Source organism: Acinetobacter sichuanensis (genome assembly GCF_003024515.2).
Classification (GTDB): Bacteria; Pseudomonadota; Gammaproteobacteria; order Pseudomonadales; family Moraxellaceae; genus Acinetobacter; species Acinetobacter sichuanensis.
In genome coordinates this window covers 1-23,729 of the sequence record NZ_PYIX02000034.1, presented here as the reverse complement: position 1 = coordinate 23,729, position 23,729 = coordinate 1, and the positions used below count along the sequence as shown (strand labels likewise).

Sequence of the window (23,729 nt, the reverse complement as noted above, 5' to 3'; positions counted from 1 at the left end):
TTCAACTGTCAAATAGCAAAAAATAAAAGTGTGAAAGTGTTGGTAAATGCTCAAAAACACAAAAACTATTCAAAACATATATAAGTATATGATTTATAAAATTATTGATTTAATTATAAAAATATAAAAAATTAGACTAAAGTCGTAGATGGTTTTAAGAAAATATTTTTGAGGTGAAATTTTGGTGATTCATCAGGAATAAAATTGGTACCTAATTAATATATGAAATTGGCTCTCGTTTCATGCAAAAATTCAAGCCACATTAGATTTATCAAGTGCACTGTGAAAACTTTCAAATCGTGAAGTATGAACAGTACACACCATGAATATAATGATTGAGGTAAACGATATGGCTCAGCAAGATTCTGTAATGAATGTCCGTAAATTAGCAGCAACTCCACGTGGTGTTGGCGTGATGTGTCAATGGTTTGTTGAGCGTGCTGAAAATGCGACCTTATGGGACACTCAAGGCAATGAATATATTGATTTTGCAGGTGGTATTGCTGTTTTAAATACAGGACATCGCCATCCGAAAATTATTGCGGCAGTCACTGAACAATTAGGTAAATTTACGCATACTGCATACCAAGTTGTACCGTATGAAAGTTATGTTTCTTTGGTTGAACGTATTATTGAACGTGCACCAGTTGCAAGTCCAGCAAAGGCTGCATTATTTACTACAGGTGCAGAAGCTGTTGAAAATGCAGTTAAAATTGCACGTGCAGCAACTAAGCGTCATGGCGTAATCACTTTTGGTGGTGCATTCCATGGTCGTACTTTTATGACTATGGCAATGACAGGTAAAACTGCACCTTATAAGCGTGATTTTGGGGTAATGCCTTCAGGCGTATTTCATGCACGCTATCCTGTTGCAGTGAATGGCATCAGTGTGGATGATGCGATTGAAAGTTTAGAAGATATTTTCAGTACAGATATTGCTGCACATGATGTTGCTGCAATTGTACTTGAACCTGTTCAAGGCGAAGGTGGTTTCAATGTTGCACCACAAGAACTGATGATTCGTTTACGTCAAATCTGTGATCAACACGGTATTTTACTGATCGCAGATGAAGTTCAAACAGGTTTTGCACGTACAGGGAAACTATTTGCAATGGAACATTATCCAGACGTCAAAGCTGATTTGATTACAATGGCAAAAAGTTTAGGTGGTGGTTTTCCTATTTCTGGTGTCGTGGGGCGTGCTGATCTTATGGATGCACCAAATCCAGGTGGACTAGGTGGTACTTATGCGGGTAATCCTTTGGCAGTTGCCGCTGCACATGCTGTCATTGATGTGATTGAAGAAGAAAAATTATGTGATCGTGCCAATAAACTTGGTGCGCATTTAATCAATGTACTTGAAGACTTACGTGATACGCATAGTTTTATACGTGATATTCGTGGTTTAGGTTCAATGATTGCGATTGAACTGAATACGGCTGAGCAAGTCAAAGTGGTACAAGAATATGCGATGAGCAAAAAACTGGTTTTATTGTCTTGTGGTAAAAAAGCCAATGTGATTCGTTTCTTATATCCTTTAACAATTCCAGATGCACAGTTCCAAAATGCTTTGGAGATTATTAAGGAAGGCTTTGCTGCGATTGCGACGAAGAAAGAGGATATGCCTGCATGATTGATCAAAAATATCATTATTTATTAAATCATGCTGATATTGCATTTGAAGCGCCGACTTCAGGTGCATATATCGAAGTAAAAGATGCTGCCAATGGCACATCTTTAGCTTGGGTCAAGCAGCATGATCGTGCTTCTGTTGAACATTTTATTTTACGTTCCGAGCAAGCGCAGGCTGCATTTAAAAAATTCACAGCCTTACAACGTGCTGATATTTTGATGGCGTGGTATCGCTTGATGTTAGATCATCAAGAAGATCTAGCACAGATTTTAACTGCAGAGCAGGGTAAACCACTCGCAGAAGCGCGTGGTGAAATTGGGTCAGCAGCTTCATTTATTCGTTGGTTTGCAGAGCAAGCGCGCCGTATAGATGGAGATATTTTACCATCACCACAAGCACAGCAGCGTTTATTGGTGATCAAACAGCCCATTGGTGTGACGGCTGCGATTACACCATGGAATTTTCCTGCGGCAATGATTACACGTAAAATCGCACCTGCAATTGCAGCAGGTTGTTCAATGCTCATCAAACCTGCGGAACAAACACCACTAAGTGCCTATGCTTTACAAGTCTTGGCAATACAGGCAGGTTTACCATCCGATGTGATGATTACATTGAGTGGTGACTCAGTCGCAGTCGGTAAAACACTGTGTGAAAGTGATATTGTTCGTAAACTTACGTTTACAGGGTCAACAGAAGTTGGGCGTATTTTGGCGGAACAATGTGCGCCAACCATTAAAAAACTGTCTCTAGAACTGGGTGGAAATGCACCTGTCATTGTGTTTGATGATGCCAATATTGAGCAAGCAGTGAAAGGGATTTTGGCAAGTAAGTTCCGTAATAGTGGACAAACCTGTGTCTGCGCTAATCGTGTCTATATTCAAGAGGGTATTTATGATGCTGTTGCACAACGTGTAATAGAAGAAGTAAATAAACTGAAAGTTGGCGATGGTCGAATCGAGGGGACGACGCAAGGTCCATTGGTTGATGAAGCTGCAGTTGCCAAAGTTGAGTCACACATTCAAGACGCACTAGCAAAAGGGGCGACGCTTGCCACAGGCGGTAAGCGCTTAAGTGAAAGTAATACGTTCTTTGAACCCACAGTTTTAACGGGTGTCACACAAGAGATGCGTGTTGCACGTGAAGAAACTTTTGGACCCTTAGCACCATTATTTTCGTTTAAAACAGAACAAGATGCTGTGCAAATGGCAAATGATACTGAATTTGGCTTGGCTGCTTATTTATTTACACAAAATGCATCACGTCAATGGCGAGTGGGTGAAGCACTAGAGTATGGCATGGTGGGAGTCAACACAGGAATGATTTCTATAGAAGTAGCTCCTTTTGGTGGGATTAAACAGTCAGGTTTGGGGCGTGAAGGTTCTAAATACGGCATTGATGATTATCTAGAAATGAAATATTTATGTGTTGATTTGTCTGAGTAAGTCAGCATTATTCATGACAGATTAAACCCAATAAGTGTGATATTGCTTATTGGGTATTTTTATATTTTATTGGGAGGATTTAAAATATTTTCAGCAGACGTTTGTTGTAAATCGCATTCTTTACACTGCAACATCATGCCGATCTTTTCATTACGTCCTTGTTCAGTCATCACCCACGGACGATTTTGCCAAGGTGGCGTATGACGAACATGTTGCGTATGACCGCAAGCAAGATCAGCCACCCAATGACCTTCATGGTCAATATGAAAAGCAATCATGGCTTGTTGCATGATATTCCCCAAAACATTTAGCACAATATCAGTTAAAGGTTTACCAAAAATCAGGGAAATGCAAGAAAAATCTCCGCTATACTAAAACCATTAAACATTGAAAAAGAGCAGCAATATGCGTGTACTTGTAGTGATGGACCCGATTGAAAATGTAAATCTCAAAAAAGATTCAACCATGGCAATGTTATGGGCAGCATCACGACGTGGGCATGAACTCGGCTATGCATTACAGCAAGATTTATATATTGATCAAGGTAAAGCGTTTGGTTTAATTCATCCTTTAACAGTATTTGAAGATTACAACCACTATTACGAATTGGGTGAAAAACAAAAGCAATCTTTGGCTGATTATGATGTGATTTTGATGCGTAAAGATCCACCATTTGATATGAACTTTGTTTATACCACTTATATTTTAGAACAAGCAGAGCGTGAAGGTGCATGGATTATTAATAAGCCACAAAGCCTACGTGACTGTAACGAGAAACTATTTGCAACTCAGTTCCCTGAGCTACAAGTGCCAACTTTAGTGACGTCACAACAAAGCCTGATTCGTGAATTCTTAAAAGAACATGGTGATGTGATTGTTAAACCTTTAGATGGTATGGGTGGAATGGGTATTTTTCGTTTATACCAAGATGGGGTAAATATTGGTTCAACCATTGAAATTTTAACAAATAACGGTACACAACCGATCATGGCTCAGCGCTATATTCCTGAAATTGTTGACGGTGATAAACGTATTCTCATGATCAATGGCGAAGCTGTTCCATATTGCTTGGCACGTATTCCACAAAATGGAGAAGTGCGTGGTAACTTGGCAGCAGGTGGTTTAGGTGAAGCTCGACCATTGACTGAAAATGACAAAGCGATTGCAGCAAAAGTGGGTCCATTTTTAAAAGAAAAAGGCTTAGTTTTTGTTGGTTTAGATGTGATTGGCAATTATGTCACTGAAATTAATGTCACCAGCCCAACGTGTATTCGAGAAATTGATACACAATTTGGCACCTCAATTGCTGATGACTTATTTGCTGTCCTAGAAGCAGGACGTTAATCGTTTTAAGTCGGTTTGCAAACACCAGCATCAAGCTGGTGTTTTTTTAATATGTCTGAAATTTTTAAATCACATTTATTGTATTTTTAAGGGGTGCGCTTTAAATAACTGCCAAACTGCACCTATGCCAAGTAAAGACAAAGCTGTGGTAATCCAGACAATATTGCTCCAATTATGTGTATATGAAACGAGCATTCCACTCAGAGGTGGCAATATAAATTGTCCAAAAGCTGAGATTTGTAATACTAAACCGACACTTGCTGCAATTGCATTCGGATGAGGTGCGTAATTTAAAGTAATTGCAAAAACGGTTGCAGGAATCAGCCCGCCTACAGCAGAAAAAATAATGACACTTAAATATTGAATTGGAAATGGTAAATATTGATTGAATACGAACATAACGAAACACATCGTACACATGGTCAAAAAACCTGTAATGATGAGTTTTTTGGCAGTAATACCATGATGCAAAAGTCCACCTGCAGCCAATGTTCCTGCAATATTAGAAATAGAAACAAGAGCTGTTAATATCCCTGCAACTTGAAAATCAATTTTTGCATTGAGATAAATACTCGGTAAAAAACCAATGACGGTCAGCCATTGACTGGTATAAGCAGCAAAAATGATGGCTAAACAGACAACAGGTGCGTGACGCAGTGTCATTTTAACAACACTTAAAAATGATAATGATGAGGTCTGTGTTGAATGTGTATGTGGAAGATGAAGTAAAACTTGCACAATTGCGGCAAAGCCTAAACAGAGCAGTCCTAAACCAAACCAAATATGCTGCCAAGAAAAGTACTGTAATAATAACGGAATGCTGAGCATGGCAATTCCTACACCGAGTCCCATATAAGACCCCCAGATGCCCATTTTTACATTCATTTTTTGTGGATCACAGATTCTTTTTAAAATTGCAGGGGCAGTGAGGGTAATCAATAAAAAGCCAATTCCTTCAAAAAATCTAAAGAAAAATAAACTGAATAATGAACTAATAAAAACACCACTTAAACTTGCACAACCTAAAATCACTAAACCTGCAATAAAACACTGTTTAAGTCCAACTTTCTCACTAAAACTTCCTAAACATAACGCAAATAACATACCTGCCGCTTGTACTAAAGATAAAGCGAGTCCTGCTTGGGCAAGATTTAGATCAAGTTGTTTTTGTAAAATAGGGATAATCGGGGAGAGTTTACCAACATAAACCGCAGCCAAATATCCTGCTGCAATAATCCAAAGATCATGTCGTGAAGTATGTTGTGTCACGATGTCTATTCTTCCATGAATAATTTTTAAGTAAAATTTGAGTATAAAGAGAATAAAATATATTTCTATAAAAACAATTTTAAGTTTATAGATAAATTTTTCATATAAAGAGAAAGATACAATAAATACTTAAGGCATACAGGAATCTCTATTTAAAATATATAAATTGTACAAAAATAAGTATTTTCTGATAGATTAATAACAAAACTAGTTTAAACTTTCAAATCAGTAGAAAAAAACAATGAAGTGTCAGGCGAAAAAAAGTAAATAAACTTTTCCCTCTCATGGTTTGTGATTACAATTGTCTGCTTAAAGACTCGTTAAATTTTATTTTTTGGTATTGAAGAATTAGACTGTGAGCAAACCTCAACAAACTACACCTAAACATGTCATGATGATGGCAGCAGGTACAGGTGGGCATGTATTTCCAGCCTTAGCGGTCGCTAAAGAGTTGCAACAACAAGGGTGCCAAGTCTCATGGTTAGCAACCCCGACAGGAATGGAAAATCGTTTATTAAAACAACATGATATTCCAATTTATCAAATCGATATTCAAGGTGTGCGTGGCAATGGTCTTGTCCGTAAATTAGCAGCACCTTTTAAAATTTTAAAAGCGACCTTAAGCGCAATGCGTCATATGAAACAACTTAAAGTTGATGCTGTTGCAGGCTTTGGGGGTTATGTTGCAGGTCCGGGTGGTTTGGCTGCACGCTTATTGGGTATTCCTGTCATTATTCATGAGCAAAATGCGGTTGCAGGCTTTACCAATACACAACTTTCACGTGTGGCAAAAAAAGTATGTCAGGCATTTCCAAATACCTTTCCTGCATCTGAAAAAATTGTGACTACAGGTAATCCTGTACGTAAAGAAATTACCGCAATTTACAACCCAACTTATCGTTACAAAGAACGTGAAAATTCAAGTGAACCTATTCGTATTCTTATTGTGGGTGGTTCATTAGGTGCACAAGCTTTAAATGAGTGTGTGCCACACGCTTTAAAACAGCTCAATGTTCCACTTCATGTTTTTCATCAATGTGGTCAAAACAAGCAAGAAACAACACAAGCTTTATATGTAAATTTACCTGAAAATTTGCATGTTGAAGTCCAGCCATTCATTGAAGATATGGCAAAAGCATATAGTGACGCTGATTTAATTATTTGTCGTGCAGGTGCGCTGACTGTAACTGAAGTTGCAACTGCAGGTGTAGCCGCAGTTTTTGTTCCTTTACCAAGTGCAGTAGATGATCATCAAACAGCAAATGCTCGTTTTTTAGAGAAAATTGGTGCTGCTAAAATTTGCCCGCAAGCCACCATGACACCTGATTCGTTAAAGGATTTATTAACGCCGTTGATGAATCGCCAATTATTGATGGAAATGGCGGTTAAAGCTCGTCAACAAGCCCAACCTGACGCAACTCAGCGTGTGGTTGGTTTAATTCAAGATTTGTAAGTTAGAGTTGATTATGTCTCCAACAAGCCCAGCTGATAAAGCAAAAAGCCTCATTAAAATCCCTGAAATGCGCCGTATTAAACATATCCATTTTGTGGGTATCGGTGGTGCAGGCATGTGTGGTATTGCCGAAGTGTTGAAAAACCAAGGTTATAAAGTTTCAGGTTCTGATATTAAGGCATCTAAAACAACAGCACAGCTTGAAGAAAATGGCATTAAGGTTTATATCGGGCATACAGCTAAAAATATTCAAGGTGCAAATGTATTGGTGGTTTCAACTGCCATTGACCCTGAAAATCTTGAAGTTAAAGAAGCAATAGAAAACCGCATTCCTGTCGTTCGTCGTGCTGAAATGTTGGGTGAGCTGATGCGTTACCGTCATGGCATCGCAGTTGCAGGTACGCATGGTAAAACGACAACAACCAGCTTAGTCACTTGCATGCTTGCTGAAGAAAATATGGATCCAACGTATGTGATTGGTGGATTATTAAATCGTACAGGTGTAAATGCAGCGCTTGGAGCAAGTCGTTATATCGTTGCTGAAGCAGATGAATCAGATGCATCATTTTTACACTTAGAACCAATGGCTGCGATTGTAACGAATATTGATGCAGATCATATGGATACCTACGGTGGTAGCTTTGATGTATTAAAAGATACCTTCGTTAAGTTTTTACAAAAAATGCCATTTTATGGTTTAGCTGTTGTCTGCGGTGACGATGCCAATATTCGTGAAATTATGCCGCGTATCGGTCGTCCTGTTTTAACTTATGGTTTTAATGAAGACAATGATATTCGTGCAATTGATGTTGAACAAATCGGCATGCAATCAAGCTTTACCGTTTTACGTAAAGATCGTGAACCTTTGCGTTTAACCATTAACTTGCCGGGCTTGCACAATATCTTAAATGCTTTGGCTGCGATTGGTATTGCAACCGATGAAGGTGTTTCAGATGCTGCTATTGCACGTGCTTTAGAAAGCTTTAGTGGTGTTGGTCGTCGTTTCCAAGTGCAAGGTGAATTTGAACTTGGTGAAGGTAATGTAAAACTTGTTGATGACTACGGTCATCATCCTAAAGAAGTTGAAGCGACAATTAAAGCGGCACGTGCGAGTCATCCAGAGCGTCGCTTGGTGATGATGTTCCAACCTCATCGTTTCAGTCGTACACGTGATTGTTTTGATGACTTTGTTGATGTGCTGTCTCAGGTCGATCAACTACTTCTTTTAGAAGTATATCCTGCGGGAGAAAAACCAATCGTGGGTGCAGACAGTCGTGCTTTAGCACGTAGTATTCGTTTGCGTGGTGAAGTTGAACCTATTTTAATTGATCCTGTTGAAGGTAATTTACAAAACGCGATACAAAAAGTGTTACAAGCAAATGACTTGTTATTAACACAAGGTGCGGGTAACGTGGGTGCAATTTCGGTAGAATTGGCTCAAAACCAACTTTATTTAAAATAATGACTGAGTAAGGTACTTCATCTGTACTGTTGTATAGATGAAGCTCAGTATTTATTTTATTGATTAACTTATAAGTTTAAGGATTTAAACGTGTCAAATGCTTCTAAATTCGGCAAAGTAGCGGTATTGCTTGGTGGAAAATCCGCTGAGCGTGAGGTGTCATTAGATAGTGGTAAAGCTGTATTAGAAGCATTATTACGTTCAGGTGTTAATGCAGAAGCTTTTGATCCGCAAGAGCGTAGCGTGACAGAACTTGTAAATTATGATCGTGCATTTATTGTGTTGCATGGTCGTGGTGGTGAAGATGGTCAAATTCAAGGTGTTTTGGAGTGGTTAAACATCCCTTATACAGGAACTGGTGTACAAGGTTCAGCCATTGGTATGGACAAAGTTAAAACCAAGCAAATTTGGCAAGGTTCTGACTTACCAACCGCACCTTATCGTATTATTTCAAAAGATTCTGACTTAGAAGAAATTGTTGCAAATCTGGGTTTACCTCTAATCATCAAGCCTGTACATGAAGGTTCTAGTGTGGGCATGAGTAAGGTTGAAAAAATTGAAGACCTTGCCGATGCTATTGATAAAGCCACTGTACACGATGCTATTGTCATGGCTGAAAAGTGGATTACAGGGCGTGAATATACAATTTCATTTTTAAATGGTCAGCCTCTTCCTGTTATTCGTTTACAACCACCTGCTGATGTAGCTTTTTATGATTATGAAGCAAAATATAATCGTAATGATGTGGAATATGGTATTCCATGTGGTTTAAGTGATGTAGAAGAGAAACAACTACAAGCGCTTTGTTTACGTGCGTTCCAAGCAGTTGGTGCAAGCGGTTGGGGACGTATTGATGCCATGCTAGATGAGCAAGGCAATTTTTGGTTATTAGAAGTGAATACTGTACCAGGTATGACGAGCCATTCTCTTGTTCCTAAAGCTGCAAATGCTGTGGGTTACAGCTTTGATGAATTGTGTGTAGCGATTTTAGCGCAGACTTTAACGGAACAAGCACACTAAGTTTATGGCTCAACTTCCTGCTTCAATGCGTCGTAAACGCGCAGCCATTACATCAATACATGATAAACCACCTACCCGCAAAGAGAAGTTCATCAATGCGGGAGGATGGGTGTTGCTCCTGATCGCCTTTCTTGTATTGTGTGTAGGATTGTTTGGTTTATACAAAGTTGTGACAGATGCTAAGGTTGCAACCTTGCAAGTGGTAGGTACTCAATCAGCACTGGAAAATGAAGTATTGTCGCAGCACTTAGCACCTGTTGTAAAAGACAATTACTTTACTTCAGACTTAGAGCAAATCCGAGATAAAGCCCTTGAAGTATCATGGGTTGATCGAGTGGTTGTTGCACGTGCATGGCCAAATGGAATTCGTGTTCGAGTGATGCCGCGTCATGCGATTGCCCGTTGGGGAACGGGGCGATTATTAAGTGACAGTGGAGATATTTATACTGAGGTACAAGTGCGTAATCATAGCAATTTGCCTCTTTTACATGGTCCACTCAGCCAATCTAAAGTCATGATGCGTCGTTATAATGAAATAAATCAATTATTTCATCCTGCGAATTTGCGATTAAAAGAACTGTATTTAACTGAGCGTATGACATGGTTTATGCAGTTTGATTCGGGTTTACGCATTATTGTTGATCAAGATCAGACGATGAGCAAGTTGCAACGTTTAAGTCATTTAGCACAAACCGATTTAAAACCTGTTTGGTCAACGATTTCTGCGATTGATTTACGTTATCGAAATGGTCTTGCAATTCAATGGAAAGATTCAAGGTCGCCGAAAATTTTGAATGGTGGCTTTGTTGTAACGAGCGATGAACCAAGCGTTGCAGATGCAAGAGTAGTGCAGCCATAATAGATGGCTTTATAAAGAGGCGATGAGCCAAAGATAAACAATGAAGATAATGGTAGCGAAGTGATGAGTGAAGCTGTTCCCTCAGTTGTTGCGATAGACATTGGGACACATAAAGTTTCAGTTCTAATAGGTAAGGTGCATGCCCCTGATAATATTCAGGTTATTGGCATGGCTAGTGCACGCAATAAAGGTATGACCAAAGGCAAAATTGTCAGCCTAGAAAAAGTCATAACTGCAATTAAACAAGCCGTACAAGAAGCGGAAGACATGGCAGAATGCCGTGTACATTCTGCATGGGTATCTATTCCAAGTACAGAATTACAAAGTCATTATGCAGTTGGACGTACACCTATTTCAAACCCAGAACGTACGATTACCACTTCAGAAGTTGTACGTGCATTAGATCTTGCTAAAGCCAGTCATATGACGGCAGATCATTATCTTGCTACAGCAGTACCTTTAGGTTTTGAGTTAGATGATTCGCCTGAATGGGTGCAAAACCCGATTAATCTAACCGCGCATAGTATGACTGCGCATTATCAATTAATGATGATGCCTATTGCTACGATGCAAAACTTAGATCGGGCAATGAAAGGCGCAAATATTTCTGTAGAAAAAATGGTGGTATCGTGTTTGGCAACTGCTGAAGGTAGTTTGCTCAAAGACGAAAAAGAATATGGTGTATGTTTACTTGATATTGGCGCAGGTACCACCAATATTGCAGTTTATATAGAAGGGCATCTCGTTTTAGCACATACCATTCAACGTGGTGGTGAAAATGTGACGCGAGATATTGCAGCTGTATTACAAACGACTACAGAAGAAGCAGAGCGAATTAAGTTACTCTATGGTTGTGTAGATTTGCATCAAGTTAAACCTGAACATATGATTCAGTTTGAAGCAATTGATGGACCACAAACGATTAGTCGTATTGAACTTGCAGAAATTATTATTGCACGTTACGAAGAAATTTTGAGTTTAGTTCATCATGAATTAGAACAACGTGGCGCATTGCAAAGCTTATATCATGGCGTGGTATTGACTGGGGATGTATGTCAAATCGAAGGTATGGTAACGTTAGCACGTAGAATGTTGGGTGTTTCTGCCCATTTGGGTAATCCAACAGTTAATGTTTATGCTGATGACCAACATTTATCTGCTTTACGTCGTTCAATGTATGCAACTGCATCTGGTTTATTGTTATTCAGCCAAAGTGATATGCAAGATGCTGTAGAAGAGCCTGAAGTTAATAGTCATCGTTCAGTTTGGGAACGTGTGGCAAATGGCTGGGTCGCGTTGAATAACAAATTAAAAGGTATTTTTTAGGTGTGGTTTTTTGGGAATATTGTTAAAAAGTTGTAAGCATGTCGTCCTGTACTTGACAAGTCTGACAATGAACAGCATCCTAAAAACAAATTTTATTATTGAAGATCAAGGCAGTATACGGGCTTAAGTGACTGCCATACATTAAGTAGGAAATCTAAAGGTCATGGCCTCATTTGAATTTTTAGAAGATGAACAAACCGATAGTAACGGTCAAGCCCGTTTTACTGTGTTTGGTGTTGGTGGTGGCGGTGGTAATGCCGTACAACACATGGTGCAGTCTGACATTAAAGGGGTAAAGTTTGTTTGTGCAAATACAGATAAACAAGCTTTAGATCGTATGAATGCGCCATTTAAAATCCAACTCGGTGAACAAAGTACCCGTGGTTTGGGTGCAGGTGCAAACCCAGATGTAGGTCAAATTGCTGCTGAAGAAAGTCGTGAATTGATTCGTCAACACCTTGAAGGTGCAGACATGGTCTTTGTTACCGCTGGTATGGGCGGTGGTACAGGCACAGGTGCTGCGCCAGTTGTTGCTGAAATTGCTCAGGAAATGGGTATTTTGACCGTTGGTGTTGTCACAACACCATTCAACTTTGAAGGTCGTCGTCGTCAACGTTCGGCTGAAAAGGGCATTGAAGCGCTTGAAGCACATGTAGACTCATTGATTATTATTCCAAATCAGCGTTTATTAAGTGTTTATGGTGACATCTCTATGCAAGATGCTTACCGTAAAGCAGATGACGTATTACTAAACGCTGTGCGTAGTATCTTTGATCTCGTTGTTCGTCCTGGTCATATTAACCTTGACTTTGCCGATTTAAAAACTGCGATGAGTACACGTGGTTATGCAATGATGGGCGAAGGTAAGAGCAGTGGTCCAGACCGCGCTGAAGAAGCTGCACGTCTTGCTATTCGTAGTCCATTATTAGATAACGTAAATATCATGAATGCCAAAGGGGTGTTAATTAACATCACAGGTGGCGCAGATGTGACTTTACGTGAAACTGAGATCATCACAGATGTGGTCAATCAGATTGTTGACCTTGATGAAGGTGAAGTTTTCTTTGGTACAGTATTTGATCCAGATGCGCGTGATGAAATTCGCGTGACTGTGATTGCAACAGGTTTAACACGCAATGCCAATGAAGCAGAAGTAAAGCGTCGTGCTTCTGTTAATGTTGCTGCAAATGTGCAAAAAACCAGTCAAAATCCAGTTGATGAAGATGATGTACCTGCGATCAGCAAGCGTCAAAACAGTGATGCGCCTGCAACGAACTCAAGTGCATCGCCACGTTCTACTCCAATGAGTATTCAAGATTATTTGAAAAATCAACAACGTAAATAATTGATAATTCAAATAAAGACTGATCATGATCGAAAAAGGCAGTAAGTTTCACTGCCTTTTTTGTTTTTTATCAATGGCTAAATGTGCTAACGTATAGCGGATTTGAGAATGAAGACCGAATTAGCATGTTGAAACAACGTACCCTGAAACGAGTCGTGAAAGCGAGTGGAATCGGATTACATAGCGGGCAGAAAGTCATGATTAACTTTTTACCTCATGTAGCTGATGGGGGTATTGTGTTCCGTCGTATTGATTTAAATCCGCCTGTTGATATTCAGGCAGATGCAATGCTGATCCAAGAAGCATTCATGTGTTCAAATTTAGTCGAAAAAGATGCCAAAGTAGGCACTATTGAGCATGTGACTAGCGCTATTGCTGGTTTGGGCATTGATAACCTCATTATTGAAGTATCAGCATCAGAAATCCCAATTATGGATGGGAGTGCGGGACCGTTTATTTACTTGCTTATGCAGGGCGGTTTAGTTGAGCAAGATGCACCTAAAAAATTTATTCGTATGCTTAAGCCTGTTGAAGCATTAATTGATGATAAAAGAGCTATTTTTTCGCCTCATCATGGTTTTCAACTGAACTTTGAAATTGATTTCGATCATCCTGCTTTTGCTAAAGAATATCAGTCAGCAACCATCGATTTTTCTACTGAAACTTTCGTTTATGAAGTCAGTGGAGCGCGTACATTTGGTTTTATGAAAGATTTAGACTATCTAAAATCACATAATTTAGCTCTAGGTGCGAGTTTGGAAAATGCTGTTGGTTTAGATGATACGGGTGTCGTAAACGAAGAAGGTTTACGTTTTGCTGATGAGTTTGTCCGTCATAAAATTTTAGATGCAGTTGGAGATTTATATCTTCTGGGTCATCAAATTATTGGGAAATTTGATGGCTATAAATCTGGACATGCGCTCAATAATCAACTTTTACGCAATGTTAAAAGTGATCCAAGCAGTTATGAAATTGTAACATTTGATGACATGAAAAGCTGTCCAATACAATATGTACAAGTCTTATAAGTCCTTGCTTTTAAGCGGCAATGTTATAAAGTAACGTAAAATAATGTGACACGGTTGGCTTTTTGTAAATACAATATCCAATATTTTATTTTATTGTTTACTTTTTATTGCTTGCCAAACGTAACAAAGCTTGGCTAAGCTTAGCGTCGTTCACAAAACTAGCAGCATGTTGCAACATTTCTTGTGTTTCTGGTGTGAGGGATTGAACAGATTTTTGAGGAATTGTCGATTTTTCTGTGTTTTCACGTAGTCTAATTTGCAATTTTTTTAGATTTTGAAATTCTTCTAATTGTGACAATTGAAAAATATATTGTTTTTGAAGATAACCGAGTTGACTAATCATGGCTTGATTTTCACCGGTGATGGTCAAAATACCATGTTCATAACAGACAACCTGCCATACTTCTGGTTGAGGTAGTAAAGGTTGGATTAGCTTAGTGAGTTTTTGCCATTCGGCAACTTGCTTTTTAAGAAACGATAAGTTTCCTGTTTTTACGTGTTGTCTTGTTTGATGAAAGAGATTTTTAGGTTCAGACATACATTTTTCCTACATAGTTATGTCTTATCTTAAGCCCTCGTTTCAGTAGATATCAAGGACGAGATCACTCAAGGAACTTGATTAAGAACAGTTAAAAGAGGTTTTTATGCATTCGCGACGTATTTTATTGGCATTTTCTTTGGCGGCTTCTGCTGCATCGGTTGCATTCGCAGATTTAGTCCAATTAGATGCTTCTAATACATCTGCTCCAGATCGCTTAGAGCAACTTTCTAAGACGCTATCTCATACCACCGTATCTCAAGGCTCATATACTCATCCTGACGATATGGATATTCCAGGAAGCGTAACATTCCAACCGCATTTGCGTACATCAAATGAAAAACCAGTTGAACTCAACAATGCAACGATTGCACAAAAATATGGTTCAGCTGCAATTTCATCTTCATCTAGAGTAAATTACTCAGCAAATTCTCAACATTCATGGTTAATTGCACATCCGCTACCTGATATGAAGCGCGTGAGTTCAAACTATGGTGGACGCACTATGGGTGGACGTGCTGAAAATCATTCAGGTTTAGATTTATCTGCACCAAGTGGAACACCAATCTATGCGACTGGTCCGGGTATTGTAACCAAGTCAGGTTGGGGTACAGGTTATGGTCAATATGTTGAAATCAACCATGGTAATGGCTATATCACACGTTATGCACATGCTTCACGTTTAATTGCTCGTGTAGGCGATCAAGTACAAGCAGGTGAACATATTGCCAATGTCGGCTGTACAGGTCGTTGTACAGGTCCACACTTGCATTATGAAGTTGTAAAAGATGGTCAACGTCGCAATCCATCAACTTATTTAGCAATGCTGCCTTAAGCCTTACATGATGAGCAAAATGTATTTCTAGACTAAAAGCTTATCATTAAAATAAATCTATATTGTATAAAAAACCGCCTAAATTGGCGGTTTTTTGTTTCTTTGTGTGTTAAATAGTCACTAAGTATTTAGTTACTAAATAATGCTCACAATCGACATTCATTTGTAACGATAACTTAACACCCCTAAAACATGATACATATAAGATATAGAAAATAGTTCAAGGAGTAGATGGGATATGGCGTATTATGGTGATACCGACGCTCAAGAAACACAAGAGTGGCAAGATGCCTTCGATTCTGTGTTGCAACATATGGGAACTGAGCGTGCTGCATTCTTATTAGAAAAACTCTATCAGCAAGCGATTTCTAAGCATGTTCCTATTCAGCGATTAAATACCCCCTACTTAAATACCATTCCTGTGGAAGAAACCCCTGCAATGCCAGGCGATGCAGATATGGAGCGCCGTATTCGTGCGCTCATTCGTTGGAATGCATTGGCAATGGTGCTACGTGCTAACAAAACAGGTGATGATCTTGGTGGTCACTTGGCAAGTTTTGCTTCTTCTGCAACGCTTTATGATGTCGGTTTTAACCATTTCTTCCGTGCAAACAGTGACCACTTTGGTGGTGACATGATTTATTACCAAGGACACTGTGCGCCTGGTATTTATGCACGTTCTTTCTTAGAAGGTCGTTTGACTGAAGAGCATTTAAATAATTTCCGTCGTGAAGTGGATGGCGTGGGTTTACCATCATATCCACATCCGTATTTAATGCCTGATTATTGGCAGTTCCCGACAGTATCAATGGGTCTTGGTCCGATCATGTCGATCTATCAAGCACACATTCAAAAGTATTTGATGAACCGTGGTTTAATCAAAGAAGAAAACCGTAAAGTCTGGGCTTACCTTGGCGATGGTGAAATGGATGAGCCTGAAAGTACAGGTGCAATTTCACTCGCAGGTCGTGAAAAACTCGATAATCTTATTTGGGTGGTGAACTGTAACTTACAGCGCCTTGATGGTCCTGTGCGTGGTAATGGTAAAATTATCCAAGAGCTTGAGTCATTGTTCCGTGGCGCAGGTTGGCGTGTGATCAAAGTCGTTTGGGGTCGTCATTGGGATCCGCTATTAGCGAAAGATGAAACAGGCGCTTTAAAAGCCATTATGGAAGAAGCGGTAGATGGTGATTATCAGCGTTATCAAGTAAAAGGTGGTGCATATACACGTGCGCACTTCTTTGGTCGCTACCCTGAAGCAGAAGAACTGGTGAAGAACTTAAGCGATGAAGATATTGATAATCTCAATCGTGGTGGTCATGACCCATATAAAGTTTATGCAGCTTATGCCGAAGCGATGACTGCTAAAGGTCAACCAACTGTTATCTTAGCGAAAACAGTGAAAGGTTATGGTTTATCTGAAGAGATCGAAGCGGTGAATAAAACGCATCAGATTAAAAAGATGCAGCTTGAATCTTTAAAATATGTACGTAACCGTTTTAACTTACCATTTACTGATGAGCAACTTGAAGAAGTTCCGTTCTATCGTCCAAGTGAAAACTCGCCTGAATTAAAATACATGAAGGCGCGTCGTGAAGCATTGGGTGGTTATTTGCCTGCACGTCGTAAAGAAAGCGAACAATTGGCGATTCCTGAATTATCAGTTTTTGATGCGGTTTTGAAAGGCTCTGCAGGTAAAGAACAATCGACTACTATGTTAATGGTACGATTGATTTCATCTTTACTGAAAGAAAAAGCCATTAAAGACCGTGTAGTTCCAATTGTACCTGATGAAGCACGTACATTTGGTTTAGAAGGTATGTTCCGCCAATTGGGTATTTATGCCGCACATGGTCAAAAATATACCCCTGAAGACCAAGAACAGTTAATGCATTACCGTGAAGCTAAAGACGGTCATATGCTACAAGAGGGGATCAACGAAGCAGGTGCAATGAGTGCATGGTCTGCTTTGGGTACAAGTTATTCAACCAATAACTTACCAATGATTCCAATGTATATGTATTACTCAATGTTTGGTTTCCAACGTATTGGTGATATTGCATGGGCGGCAGGTGATGCACAGGCACAAGGTTTCTTACTTGGTGCAACTGCGGGTCGTACAACGCTGAACGGTGAAGGTTTGCAGCACCAAGATGGTCACTCACATATTCTGGCGAACACGATTCCAAACTGTATTTCTTATGATCCATGTTTTGGTTATGAGTTAGCAGTGATTGTGCATGATGGTTTAAAACGCATGTATGTCAACCAAGAGCGTGTGTTCTATTACTTAACTGTGATGAATGAAAACTACGAACATCCTGCGATTCCTGCAAATGCCGAAGAAGGCATTAAGCGTGGTATGTACTTATTTGAAAAAGATGACAAAGCTATTGTGCAGTTGATGGGTTCAGGTGTCATTTTACGTGAAGTGATTAAAGCAGCGAAAATTTTACGTGAAGAATATCAAATTCATGCAAACGTATGGAGTGTAACAAGCTTCAACGAATTGGCACGTGATGGTATGGCATGTGAAGAGTATAACCGCTTACATCCAATGACTGAAGAACAGAAGGAAGCATGGATTACTGAACAATTACGTGATACTAAAGGTATTATCGTATCTGCAACGGATCATATGCGTGCTTATAGTGAACAAGTTCGTGCATATTTACCTGATAACCGCCCATTCGTGGCATTAGGTACAGATGGTTATGGTCGTTCTGATACACGTGCAAAATTACGTAGTTACTTTGGTGTTGATGCAGCTCATATTGTTGTCGCAACCTTGAAGAAACTTGCCGATGAAGGCGAAGTAAATCCTCGTTTAGTGAAAGATGCAATTGTTAGCTTTGAACTAGAAACCGACCGTCCTGTGGCTTGGGCACCTCAAGCAACACCTTCAGTCAATGCTGTTGCTGACTATAAAGAGGAGAACTAATTATGCACATTACGACTCCTGATATTGGCGTAGATAAAGCCACAGTGGCTGAAATTTTGGTCAAAGTGGGTGATACGATTGCTGTCGATGACAGTATTGTATTGTTAGAATCTGACAAAGCCTCTGTTGAAGTGCCAAGCACTTCAGCAGGTGTGGTGAAAAGTATTTTAGTTCAGCAAGGCGATGAAGTCGCTGAAGGGGCTGTGCTGATCGAATTAGCGGTTGAAGGTCAAACGGCAGCGCCTGTTGCTGAAACAGCACCAGTAGAAACAGCAACACAAGCCGTTGCTGCTGAAGTGAAATCAGAAACTGTTGAAACACCTGTAGCAGCTATATCTTCGCAAGTGGTTGATGTTCAAGTGCCTGATATTGGTGTTGAAAAAGCCACAGTATCTGAAATTTTAGTTGCTGTTGGTGATGAAATTGCTTTAGATGACAGCATTGTGGTGGTTGAGTCAGACAAAGCGACTGTTGAAGTACCAAGTACTGTTGCAGGTATTGTTGACGCTGTGATCATCCAAGTTGGCGATAGTGTTAAAGAAGGTGTTGTATTACTGAAAGTGAAAACTGCATCAGCTACACCTGTCGCAGATGAAGTTGTGGCTGCACCAGCTACGGCTCCTGTGGTTGAAACTGCTAAAGTTGAAGTTGCTGCACCTGTGGCAGCAGCGCCAAAAGGTGCTGTTGAAATCGCAGTTCCTGACTTGGGTGTAGATAAAGCAGCGGTGGCTGAGATTTTAGTTGCAGTAGGTGACAAGGTTGAGAAAGACCAAAGCATCATTGTGGTTGAATCAGACAAAGCAACGGTAGAAGTACCGAGTACAACAGCAGGTACCATTAAAGCCATTCATGTCACTTTGGGGCAAAATGTATCTGAAGGTATTGCTTTAGTGACCATTGAGGCTGAAGGTCAAGCTGTTGCACCTGTTGCACAAGCATCTGTAGCAGCGCCTGCTAAAGTTGAAGCACAGAAAGCAGTTGTTCCTGTTCAAACAGCATCAGCAACACACAGCGCAGATAAGTTAAGCAAAGAACAAAATGCAGCCAATTCCAAAGTCTATGCAGGTCCAGCAGTACGTAAACTTGCACGTGAATTAGGTGTGGTATTAGCGGAAGTAAAAGCTTCAGGTCCACATGAACGTGTCATGAAGGAAGACGTTTTCGCATTTGTGAAAGTGAAATTGACAACGCCACAAGCAGCTCAGACAGTGGCTGCTCCTGTTGCTTCAGGTTTGCCAGCATTACCAGACTTTAGTGCATTTGGTGGCAGTGAAATTGCACCAATGACTCGTTTACAGCAAGTGTCTGTACCACAGTTGTCATTGAATAATTTCATTCCACAAGTGACTCAGTTTGACTTGGCAGATATCACTGAGCTTGAAGCTTGGCGTGGTGAACTCAAAGGTAAATTTAAACAAGATGGTATCAGCCTGACGATTTTGGCATTCATTGCTAAAGCGGTGGCATTCCTGTTGAAAGAAGAACCATACTTTGCAGGTCATTTGGCGGATGATCAAAAGTCAGTTGTATTACGTAACGAAATCCATATGGGCATTGCTGTTGCAACACCTGACGGTCTTACTGTTCCTGTGCTGCGTAATCCTGATCAAAAATCAATTAAGCAAATTGCGATTGAACTGGGTGAACTCAGTAAAAAAGCCCGTGATAAGAAACTTTCACCAAAAGACTTACAGGGTGCGAACTTTACTATTACCAGCTTAGGTTCTATTGGTGGTACAGCATTTACACCGTTAGTGAACTGGCCTCAAGTGGCAATTTTGGGCATTTCACCTGCGACCATGCAACCTGTATGGAATGGTGAAGGTTTTGATCCAAAACTGATGTTACCGTTGTCATTGTCTTATGATCACCGTGTGATTAATGGTGCGGATGCAGCACGTTTTACTAACAAATTGACCAAGCTATTAGCAGATATTCGTAATATTTTGCTGTAATTTCAGCCTTAAAAATCAATAAAAAAAACCTTGCTTCGGCAAGGTTTTTTTATAGGTATACTCAAGAAAAATCGCTTTAGCTGAATTTCATTGAAAATAAAACAGAAGCAGATTAATATAGCAATACACTTCATTGGGGAGTAGCCGCTATTCACATTTTTGTGAATAGGTGATGGTCAACATAATTGTTCAACAGAACATGGTCATCATAGCAAAGAACCAATTTAACTGAAGATTCAGTTTCTTTTGTTGGCAAGACCTTTGATTTATCACTCTGCATTGAATAGGCAACTATTCATCTAGGCTAGCAGGAGGGGTAAGTCATCGGTAAATATTGCTAGCCAGAGAATATGACATGTTTAGTGCCTTTCTTATTTCTTTAGTGGTTGTTGCCTTATCAGAAATGGGTGATAAAACCCAACTCCTTGCATTATTACTTGCTGCACGTTTTCGTAAACCTGTACCGATTCTTATCGCTATTTTTCTAGCAACTGTGGTGAATCATGGTGTTTCTGCTGTACTTGGACAATGGATTACCACTGTTTTAAGTCCAACTGTTTTGTTGTGGATTGTTTCTCTTGGTTTTATTGCGATGGCAGCTTGGATGCTGATTCCAGATGAGTTGGATGATGAATCTGAAAGTATTAATAAATGGCAAAAATATGGTGTTTTTGGCGCAACATTTGTGTTGTTCTTTCTGGCTGAAATTGGCGATAAAACCCAAATTGCGACTGTTGCTTTAGCTGCGCGTTTTGACAGTATTGGTTGGGTGACATTAGGTACAACCATCGGGATTATGTTAGTGAATGCACCTGCAGTATTTATTGGTAATAAATTGGCAGATAAACTTCCAATTTCATTAATTCATAAAATTGGTGCATTAATTTTCTTGGTGATTGGTGTTGCTGCATTGGTACAACATTATTTCTTCTAATTTAAAAATGAATAGATTAAAAGCTCAATTAAGTTTGAGCTTTTTTTTGGAAAATTTAAAATAAAAATAAATCCATAAAATTTTTATGTGTATGTATTGTAACTTTGTTAAACTACTTATATTGTGAATATTAAATTAAAAAACGATTTTATTTAAAGAATTTTTTGGGGTTGGATATGGCTTTGGATCGTACAACATCGCAAGTGCTGTTTGATAACGGTACGCATAAATGTATTAGTTTTACCAGTTTGGTGAAAGGAGAGGGGGTACAAGCCAATCAATTTCTGATTCTTGATCATGAGCGTGCTGCGGTTTTAGATCCGGGGGGTGATTTGACTTATGTTCCACTCACCATGGAACTCAATAAATATACACGTTTACAAAACCTTGATTATGTCATGGCATCGCATCAAGACCCTGACATTATTACCTCTATGCCGCGTTGGTTGGTCTATACCGATGCCAAAGTGGTTGCTTCAAAATTATGGGCACGTTTTTTACCACATTTAAACTCTGCATTTATGAGTGATCGTATGAAAGGTGGTTGGTTAGAGCGCTTAGTTGAGTTACCTGATCAAGGAGCTGCGATTTCTTTAGGCGAATGTCAAATTATTGCTGTGCCTGCACATTTTTTACATTCGGTTGGAAACTTTCAATTTTATGATCCAATTTCCAAAATTTTATTTTCTGGTGATATGGGGGCATCTATGGTGAAAGATGCTTCGAAACCCATTGATAATTTTGCAGCACATATTCCCACAATGAAAGGTTTTCATCAGCGTTATATGTGTTCAAATCGTGTGATTCGTCTTTGGGTGAAAATGGTGCGTCAAATGGATATTGAAATGATCGTGCCGCAACATGGAACGCCTTTTGTAGGTAAAAAGATGATTAATGAGTTTTTGGATTGGATTGAAAATTTGCAATGTGGCATAGATTTGATGGATGAAATGGTATTTTCATACCCACAATAAATGAACAAAAAATTAGAAAAAAATATTGAGTTGAAGAAAAAAAATAATTAGGATTTGTATTACACAATGGATTTTTTCCTCATTTGAGTTGTGATCTATATTTGTTTAAAACGGGATAGATCGCCACTTTTTGATGTGTTGTAAAAACTCTGATTTATTTTTTGAAACCTCTTTCATGACTAAAAAATGAAGGAGGTTTTTTTGACCGCGAGAATTTTAAAAATATGTTGTCTCAAATCTCAGCACAGGATGCGTGCTTAAGCTGTGGGGCGTGTTGCGCCTTTTTCAGGGTTTCATTTTATTGGGCAGAAGGTGAAATTATGCCTGAAGGCGTGGTAGATGAATTAACGCCTGTCTATTCATGTATGAAAGGTACCAATCAAAAAAATCCACGTTGTGTGATGTTGTCAGGTGAAATTGGGCAACAAGTGAGTTGCACAATGTATGAACAACGCAGTTCAAGCTGTAAAGAAGTTCAAGCAGGTGATGCACAGTGTAATAAAGCACGTTCTGCACATGGTTTAATTCCATTGGTTGAAATTGAACCTGTATTACCAAGTAATGATGATGGTTATGACCAAGTTTGTTAAAGGATTAGGTCTTTTGATGACTTTTAATTTGCTTGCAGATGATGTGTATTTGACCAGTGACTTTGCCTTAGCAAAAAATAATCGGTTAATGAGTGAAATAGAAACAGCTAAAATATTGAATGTTCAATATCGTTTTGTTGATTTAAGGCTCATTCTTTATGATTCCAAAAGGTATGAAGTGGCATGTGCCTATGTGCTTAAAAGTAAACTGTTTTCTGTTTTCAATGGGTCAGTTTTTTTGTAATGTGAATAACATTGAGTATTTAGATTATTGATGAGGGAGGATTTTTTTCATTAGTATGATCATTCATATGCCAAGTAATTAGATAGATACCAAAGATAATTGTAGGCATAGCAATAATTAGACCAGCACTCCATTCAGAATACATGTAGGGATAAAACGGTGATAAACCGATGCATAGTGTTGCAGTAAATATCGTTAGTATTTTTCTATTAACAATAGTGTTATTGCACCATGTTTTTACCATCGGAATAATCAAGATCCACGTTGCAATCCCACAAAAATGTACAAAAAGTTTGAAGATAGATGAAATAGGAGAACTAAGTATTGGGGTTTTTCCATTTGAGAAAAATATATCGGGTATAAATAAACTATAAGTTTCAAGAACAATATATAAACCATACAGACCGATTGCGGGAAGTGAAAAAATAAATATTAAAAGTGCAATATTATTACGCATTTATAATTTACCTCTTGAGATTATTTATTTTGAATTTTTGCACAGTATAAGAGTTAAATTTTTTTTCACAATAGATG

At 39.1% G+C, this 23,729-nt stretch carries 21 protein-coding genes and 1 riboswitch; of the genes, 17 read left to right on the top strand and 4 right to left on the bottom strand.

What is annotated here, in order from left to right; translation table 11 throughout:
- The first annotated feature begins 349 nt into the window (after positions 1-349).
- Entirely contained in the window at positions 350-1,633 is a 1,284-nt protein-coding gene (gene gabT, locus C9E89_RS16560) for a 4-aminobutyrate--2-oxoglutarate transaminase (protein WP_107009451.1), read from the top strand.
- Entirely contained in the window at positions 1,630-3,078 is a 1,449-nt protein-coding gene (locus C9E89_RS16555) for an NAD-dependent succinate-semialdehyde dehydrogenase (protein WP_107009452.1), read from the top strand. Before gabT ends, C9E89_RS16555 begins: the two co-directional genes overlap by 4 nt.
- Before the next feature lie 59 nt (positions 3,079-3,137).
- Here the strand turns inward: C9E89_RS16555 and C9E89_RS16550 are convergent, their stop codons facing one another.
- Positions 3,138-3,368: a DUF3565 domain-containing protein gene (locus C9E89_RS16550; RefSeq protein ID WP_107009453.1), complete on the bottom strand. Its 231-nt coding sequence runs from the start codon at positions 3,366-3,368 to the stop codon at positions 3,138-3,140.
- A gap of 115 nt (positions 3,369-3,483) precedes the next feature.
- Between C9E89_RS16550 and gshB the strand changes: the two genes are divergently transcribed.
- Positions 3,484-4,422 (top strand): glutathione synthase, encoded by a 939-nt coding sequence (gene gshB / locus C9E89_RS16545; RefSeq protein WP_107009454.1) that lies wholly within the window; start codon positions 3,484-3,486, stop codon positions 4,420-4,422.
- 75 nt (positions 4,423-4,497) lie between these two features.
- On the opposite strand, the gene C9E89_RS16540 is transcribed toward gshB, so the two are convergent.
- Complete coding sequence (locus C9E89_RS16540) at positions 4,498-5,691, bottom strand: MFS transporter (protein WP_107009455.1); 1,194 nt, start codon at positions 5,689-5,691, stop codon at positions 4,498-4,500.
- A gap of 355 nt (positions 5,692-6,046) precedes the next feature.
- Between C9E89_RS16540 and murG the strand changes: the two genes are divergently transcribed.
- The 7 genes from murG to lpxC all read left to right on the top strand — a co-directional run bounded on the left by murG (position 6,047) and on the right by lpxC (position 14,184).
- The gene (gene murG, locus C9E89_RS16535; RefSeq protein WP_107009456.1) at positions 6,047-7,144 is read left to right on the top strand and encodes an undecaprenyldiphospho-muramoylpentapeptide beta-N-acetylglucosaminyltransferase; all 1,098 of its coding nucleotides are present in this window, start codon (positions 6,047-6,049) and stop codon (positions 7,142-7,144) included.
- Positions 7,145-7,157: 13 nt separating this feature from the next.
- On the top strand, positions 7,158-8,606 hold the full coding sequence (gene murC, locus C9E89_RS16530) for a UDP-N-acetylmuramate--L-alanine ligase (protein WP_107009457.1): 1,449 nt from the start codon (positions 7,158-7,160) through the stop codon (positions 8,604-8,606).
- Positions 8,607-8,696: 90 nt separating this feature from the next.
- On the top strand, positions 8,697-9,626 hold the full coding sequence (locus C9E89_RS16525) for a D-alanine--D-alanine ligase (protein WP_107009458.1): 930 nt from the start codon (positions 8,697-8,699) through the stop codon (positions 9,624-9,626).
- Positions 9,627-9,630: 4 nt separating this feature from the next.
- Positions 9,631-10,485 (top strand): cell division protein FtsQ/DivIB, encoded by an 855-nt coding sequence (locus C9E89_RS16520; RefSeq protein ID WP_107009459.1) that lies wholly within the window; start codon positions 9,631-9,633, stop codon positions 10,483-10,485.
- Between the two features lie 63 nt (positions 10,486-10,548).
- Positions 10,549-11,811, top strand: a complete 1,263-nt coding sequence (ftsA, locus tag C9E89_RS16515; RefSeq protein ID WP_107009460.1) for a cell division protein FtsA — start codon at positions 10,549-10,551, stop codon at positions 11,809-11,811.
- Positions 11,812-11,974: 163 nt separating this feature from the next.
- Entirely contained in the window at positions 11,975-13,156 is a 1,182-nt protein-coding gene (gene ftsZ / locus C9E89_RS16510) for a cell division protein FtsZ (protein ID WP_107009461.1), read from the top strand.
- 125 nt (positions 13,157-13,281) lie between these two features.
- A complete protein-coding gene (gene lpxC, locus C9E89_RS16505) occupies positions 13,282-14,184 on the top strand; it encodes a UDP-3-O-acyl-N-acetylglucosamine deacetylase (protein WP_107009462.1) in 903 nt (300 codons plus the stop codon).
- Between the two features lie 97 nt (positions 14,185-14,281).
- On the opposite strand, the gene C9E89_RS16500 is transcribed toward lpxC, so the two are convergent.
- The gene (locus C9E89_RS16500; RefSeq protein WP_107009463.1) at positions 14,282-14,722 is read right to left on the bottom strand and encodes a DUF721 domain-containing protein; all 441 of its coding nucleotides are present in this window, start codon (positions 14,720-14,722) and stop codon (positions 14,282-14,284) included.
- A 106-nt stretch (positions 14,723-14,828) separates the two neighbouring features.
- On the opposite strand from C9E89_RS16500, the gene C9E89_RS16495 reads away from it, so the two are divergent.
- The 7 genes from C9E89_RS16495 (at position 14,829) to C9E89_RS16465 (ending at position 23,195) form a co-directional block, all read left to right on the top strand.
- A complete protein-coding gene (locus C9E89_RS16495; protein ID WP_107009464.1) occupies positions 14,829-15,557 on the top strand; it encodes a M23 family metallopeptidase in 729 nt (242 codons plus the stop codon).
- A 238-nt stretch (positions 15,558-15,795) separates the two neighbouring features.
- The gene (aceE, locus tag C9E89_RS16490; protein ID WP_107009465.1) at positions 15,796-18,498 is read left to right on the top strand and encodes a pyruvate dehydrogenase (acetyl-transferring), homodimeric type; all 2,703 of its coding nucleotides are present in this window, start codon (positions 15,796-15,798) and stop codon (positions 18,496-18,498) included.
- Positions 18,499-18,500: 2 nt separating this feature from the next.
- Positions 18,501-20,453 (top strand): 2-oxo acid dehydrogenase subunit E2, encoded by a 1,953-nt coding sequence (locus tag C9E89_RS16485; RefSeq protein WP_107009466.1) that lies wholly within the window; start codon positions 18,501-18,503, stop codon positions 20,451-20,453.
- Between the two features lie 123 nt (positions 20,454-20,576).
- Positions 20,577-20,720: riboswitch (yybP-ykoY riboswitch) on the top strand.
- Between the two features lie 88 nt (positions 20,721-20,808).
- Complete coding sequence (locus C9E89_RS16480) at positions 20,809-21,387, top strand: TMEM165/GDT1 family protein (protein ID WP_107009467.1); 579 nt, start codon at positions 20,809-20,811, stop codon at positions 21,385-21,387.
- 176 nt (positions 21,388-21,563) lie between these two features.
- Positions 21,564-22,361 (top strand): oxygen-binding di-iron domain-containing protein, encoded by a 798-nt coding sequence (locus tag C9E89_RS16475; protein ID WP_107009468.1) that lies wholly within the window; start codon positions 21,564-21,566, stop codon positions 22,359-22,361.
- A 224-nt stretch (positions 22,362-22,585) separates the two neighbouring features.
- On the top strand, positions 22,586-22,951 hold the full coding sequence (locus C9E89_RS16470; protein WP_107009469.1) for a YkgJ family cysteine cluster protein: 366 nt from the start codon (positions 22,586-22,588) through the stop codon (positions 22,949-22,951).
- Positions 22,935-23,195, top strand: a complete 261-nt coding sequence (locus tag C9E89_RS16465) for a hypothetical protein (RefSeq protein ID WP_107009470.1) — start codon at positions 22,935-22,937, stop codon at positions 23,193-23,195. The genes C9E89_RS16470 and C9E89_RS16465 overlap by 17 nt, the downstream gene beginning before the upstream one ends.
- Before the next feature lie 19 nt (positions 23,196-23,214).
- On the opposite strand, the gene C9E89_RS16460 is transcribed toward C9E89_RS16465, so the two are convergent.
- Positions 23,215-23,652, bottom strand: coding sequence for a hypothetical protein (locus tag C9E89_RS16460; RefSeq protein WP_107009471.1), 438 nt, complete (start codon positions 23,650-23,652; stop codon positions 23,215-23,217).
- Positions 23,653-23,729: the final 77 nt, after the last annotated feature.

Coding starts and splice junctions, on each gene's coding strand:
- gabT (WP_107009451.1), top strand. CDS start 350: ATGGCTCAGCAAGATTCTGTAATGAATGTCCGTAAATTAGCAGCAACT.
- C9E89_RS16555 (WP_107009452.1), top strand. CDS start 1,630: ATGATTGATCAAAAATATCATTATTTATTAAATCATGCTGATATTGCA.
- C9E89_RS16550 (WP_107009453.1), bottom strand. CDS start 3,368: ATGCAACAAGCCATGATTGCTTTTCATATTGACCATGAAGGTCATTGG.
- gshB (WP_107009454.1), top strand. CDS start 3,484: ATGCGTGTACTTGTAGTGATGGACCCGATTGAAAATGTAAATCTCAAA.
- murC (WP_107009457.1), top strand. CDS start 7,158: ATGTCTCCAACAAGCCCAGCTGATAAAGCAAAAAGCCTCATTAAAATC.
- C9E89_RS16520 (WP_107009459.1), top strand. CDS start 9,631: ATGGCTCAACTTCCTGCTTCAATGCGTCGTAAACGCGCAGCCATTACA.
- ftsA (WP_107009460.1), top strand. CDS start 10,549: ATGAGTGAAGCTGTTCCCTCAGTTGTTGCGATAGACATTGGGACACAT.
- ftsZ (WP_107009461.1), top strand. CDS start 11,975: ATGGCCTCATTTGAATTTTTAGAAGATGAACAAACCGATAGTAACGGT.
- lpxC (WP_107009462.1), top strand. CDS start 13,282: ATGTTGAAACAACGTACCCTGAAACGAGTCGTGAAAGCGAGTGGAATC.
- C9E89_RS16500 (WP_107009463.1), bottom strand. CDS start 14,722: ATGTCTGAACCTAAAAATCTCTTTCATCAAACAAGACAACACGTAAAA.
- C9E89_RS16495 (WP_107009464.1), top strand. CDS start 14,829: ATGCATTCGCGACGTATTTTATTGGCATTTTCTTTGGCGGCTTCTGCT.
- aceE (WP_107009465.1), top strand. CDS start 15,796: ATGGCGTATTATGGTGATACCGACGCTCAAGAAACACAAGAGTGGCAA.
- C9E89_RS16485 (WP_107009466.1), top strand. CDS start 18,501: ATGCACATTACGACTCCTGATATTGGCGTAGATAAAGCCACAGTGGCT.
- C9E89_RS16480 (WP_107009467.1), top strand. CDS start 20,809: ATGTTTAGTGCCTTTCTTATTTCTTTAGTGGTTGTTGCCTTATCAGAA.
- C9E89_RS16475 (WP_107009468.1), top strand. CDS start 21,564: ATGGCTTTGGATCGTACAACATCGCAAGTGCTGTTTGATAACGGTACG.
- C9E89_RS16470 (WP_107009469.1), top strand. CDS start 22,586: ATGTTGTCTCAAATCTCAGCACAGGATGCGTGCTTAAGCTGTGGGGCG.
- C9E89_RS16465 (WP_107009470.1), top strand. CDS start 22,935: ATGACCAAGTTTGTTAAAGGATTAGGTCTTTTGATGACTTTTAATTTG.
- C9E89_RS16460 (WP_107009471.1), bottom strand. CDS start 23,652: ATGCGTAATAATATTGCACTTTTAATATTTATTTTTTCACTTCCCGCA.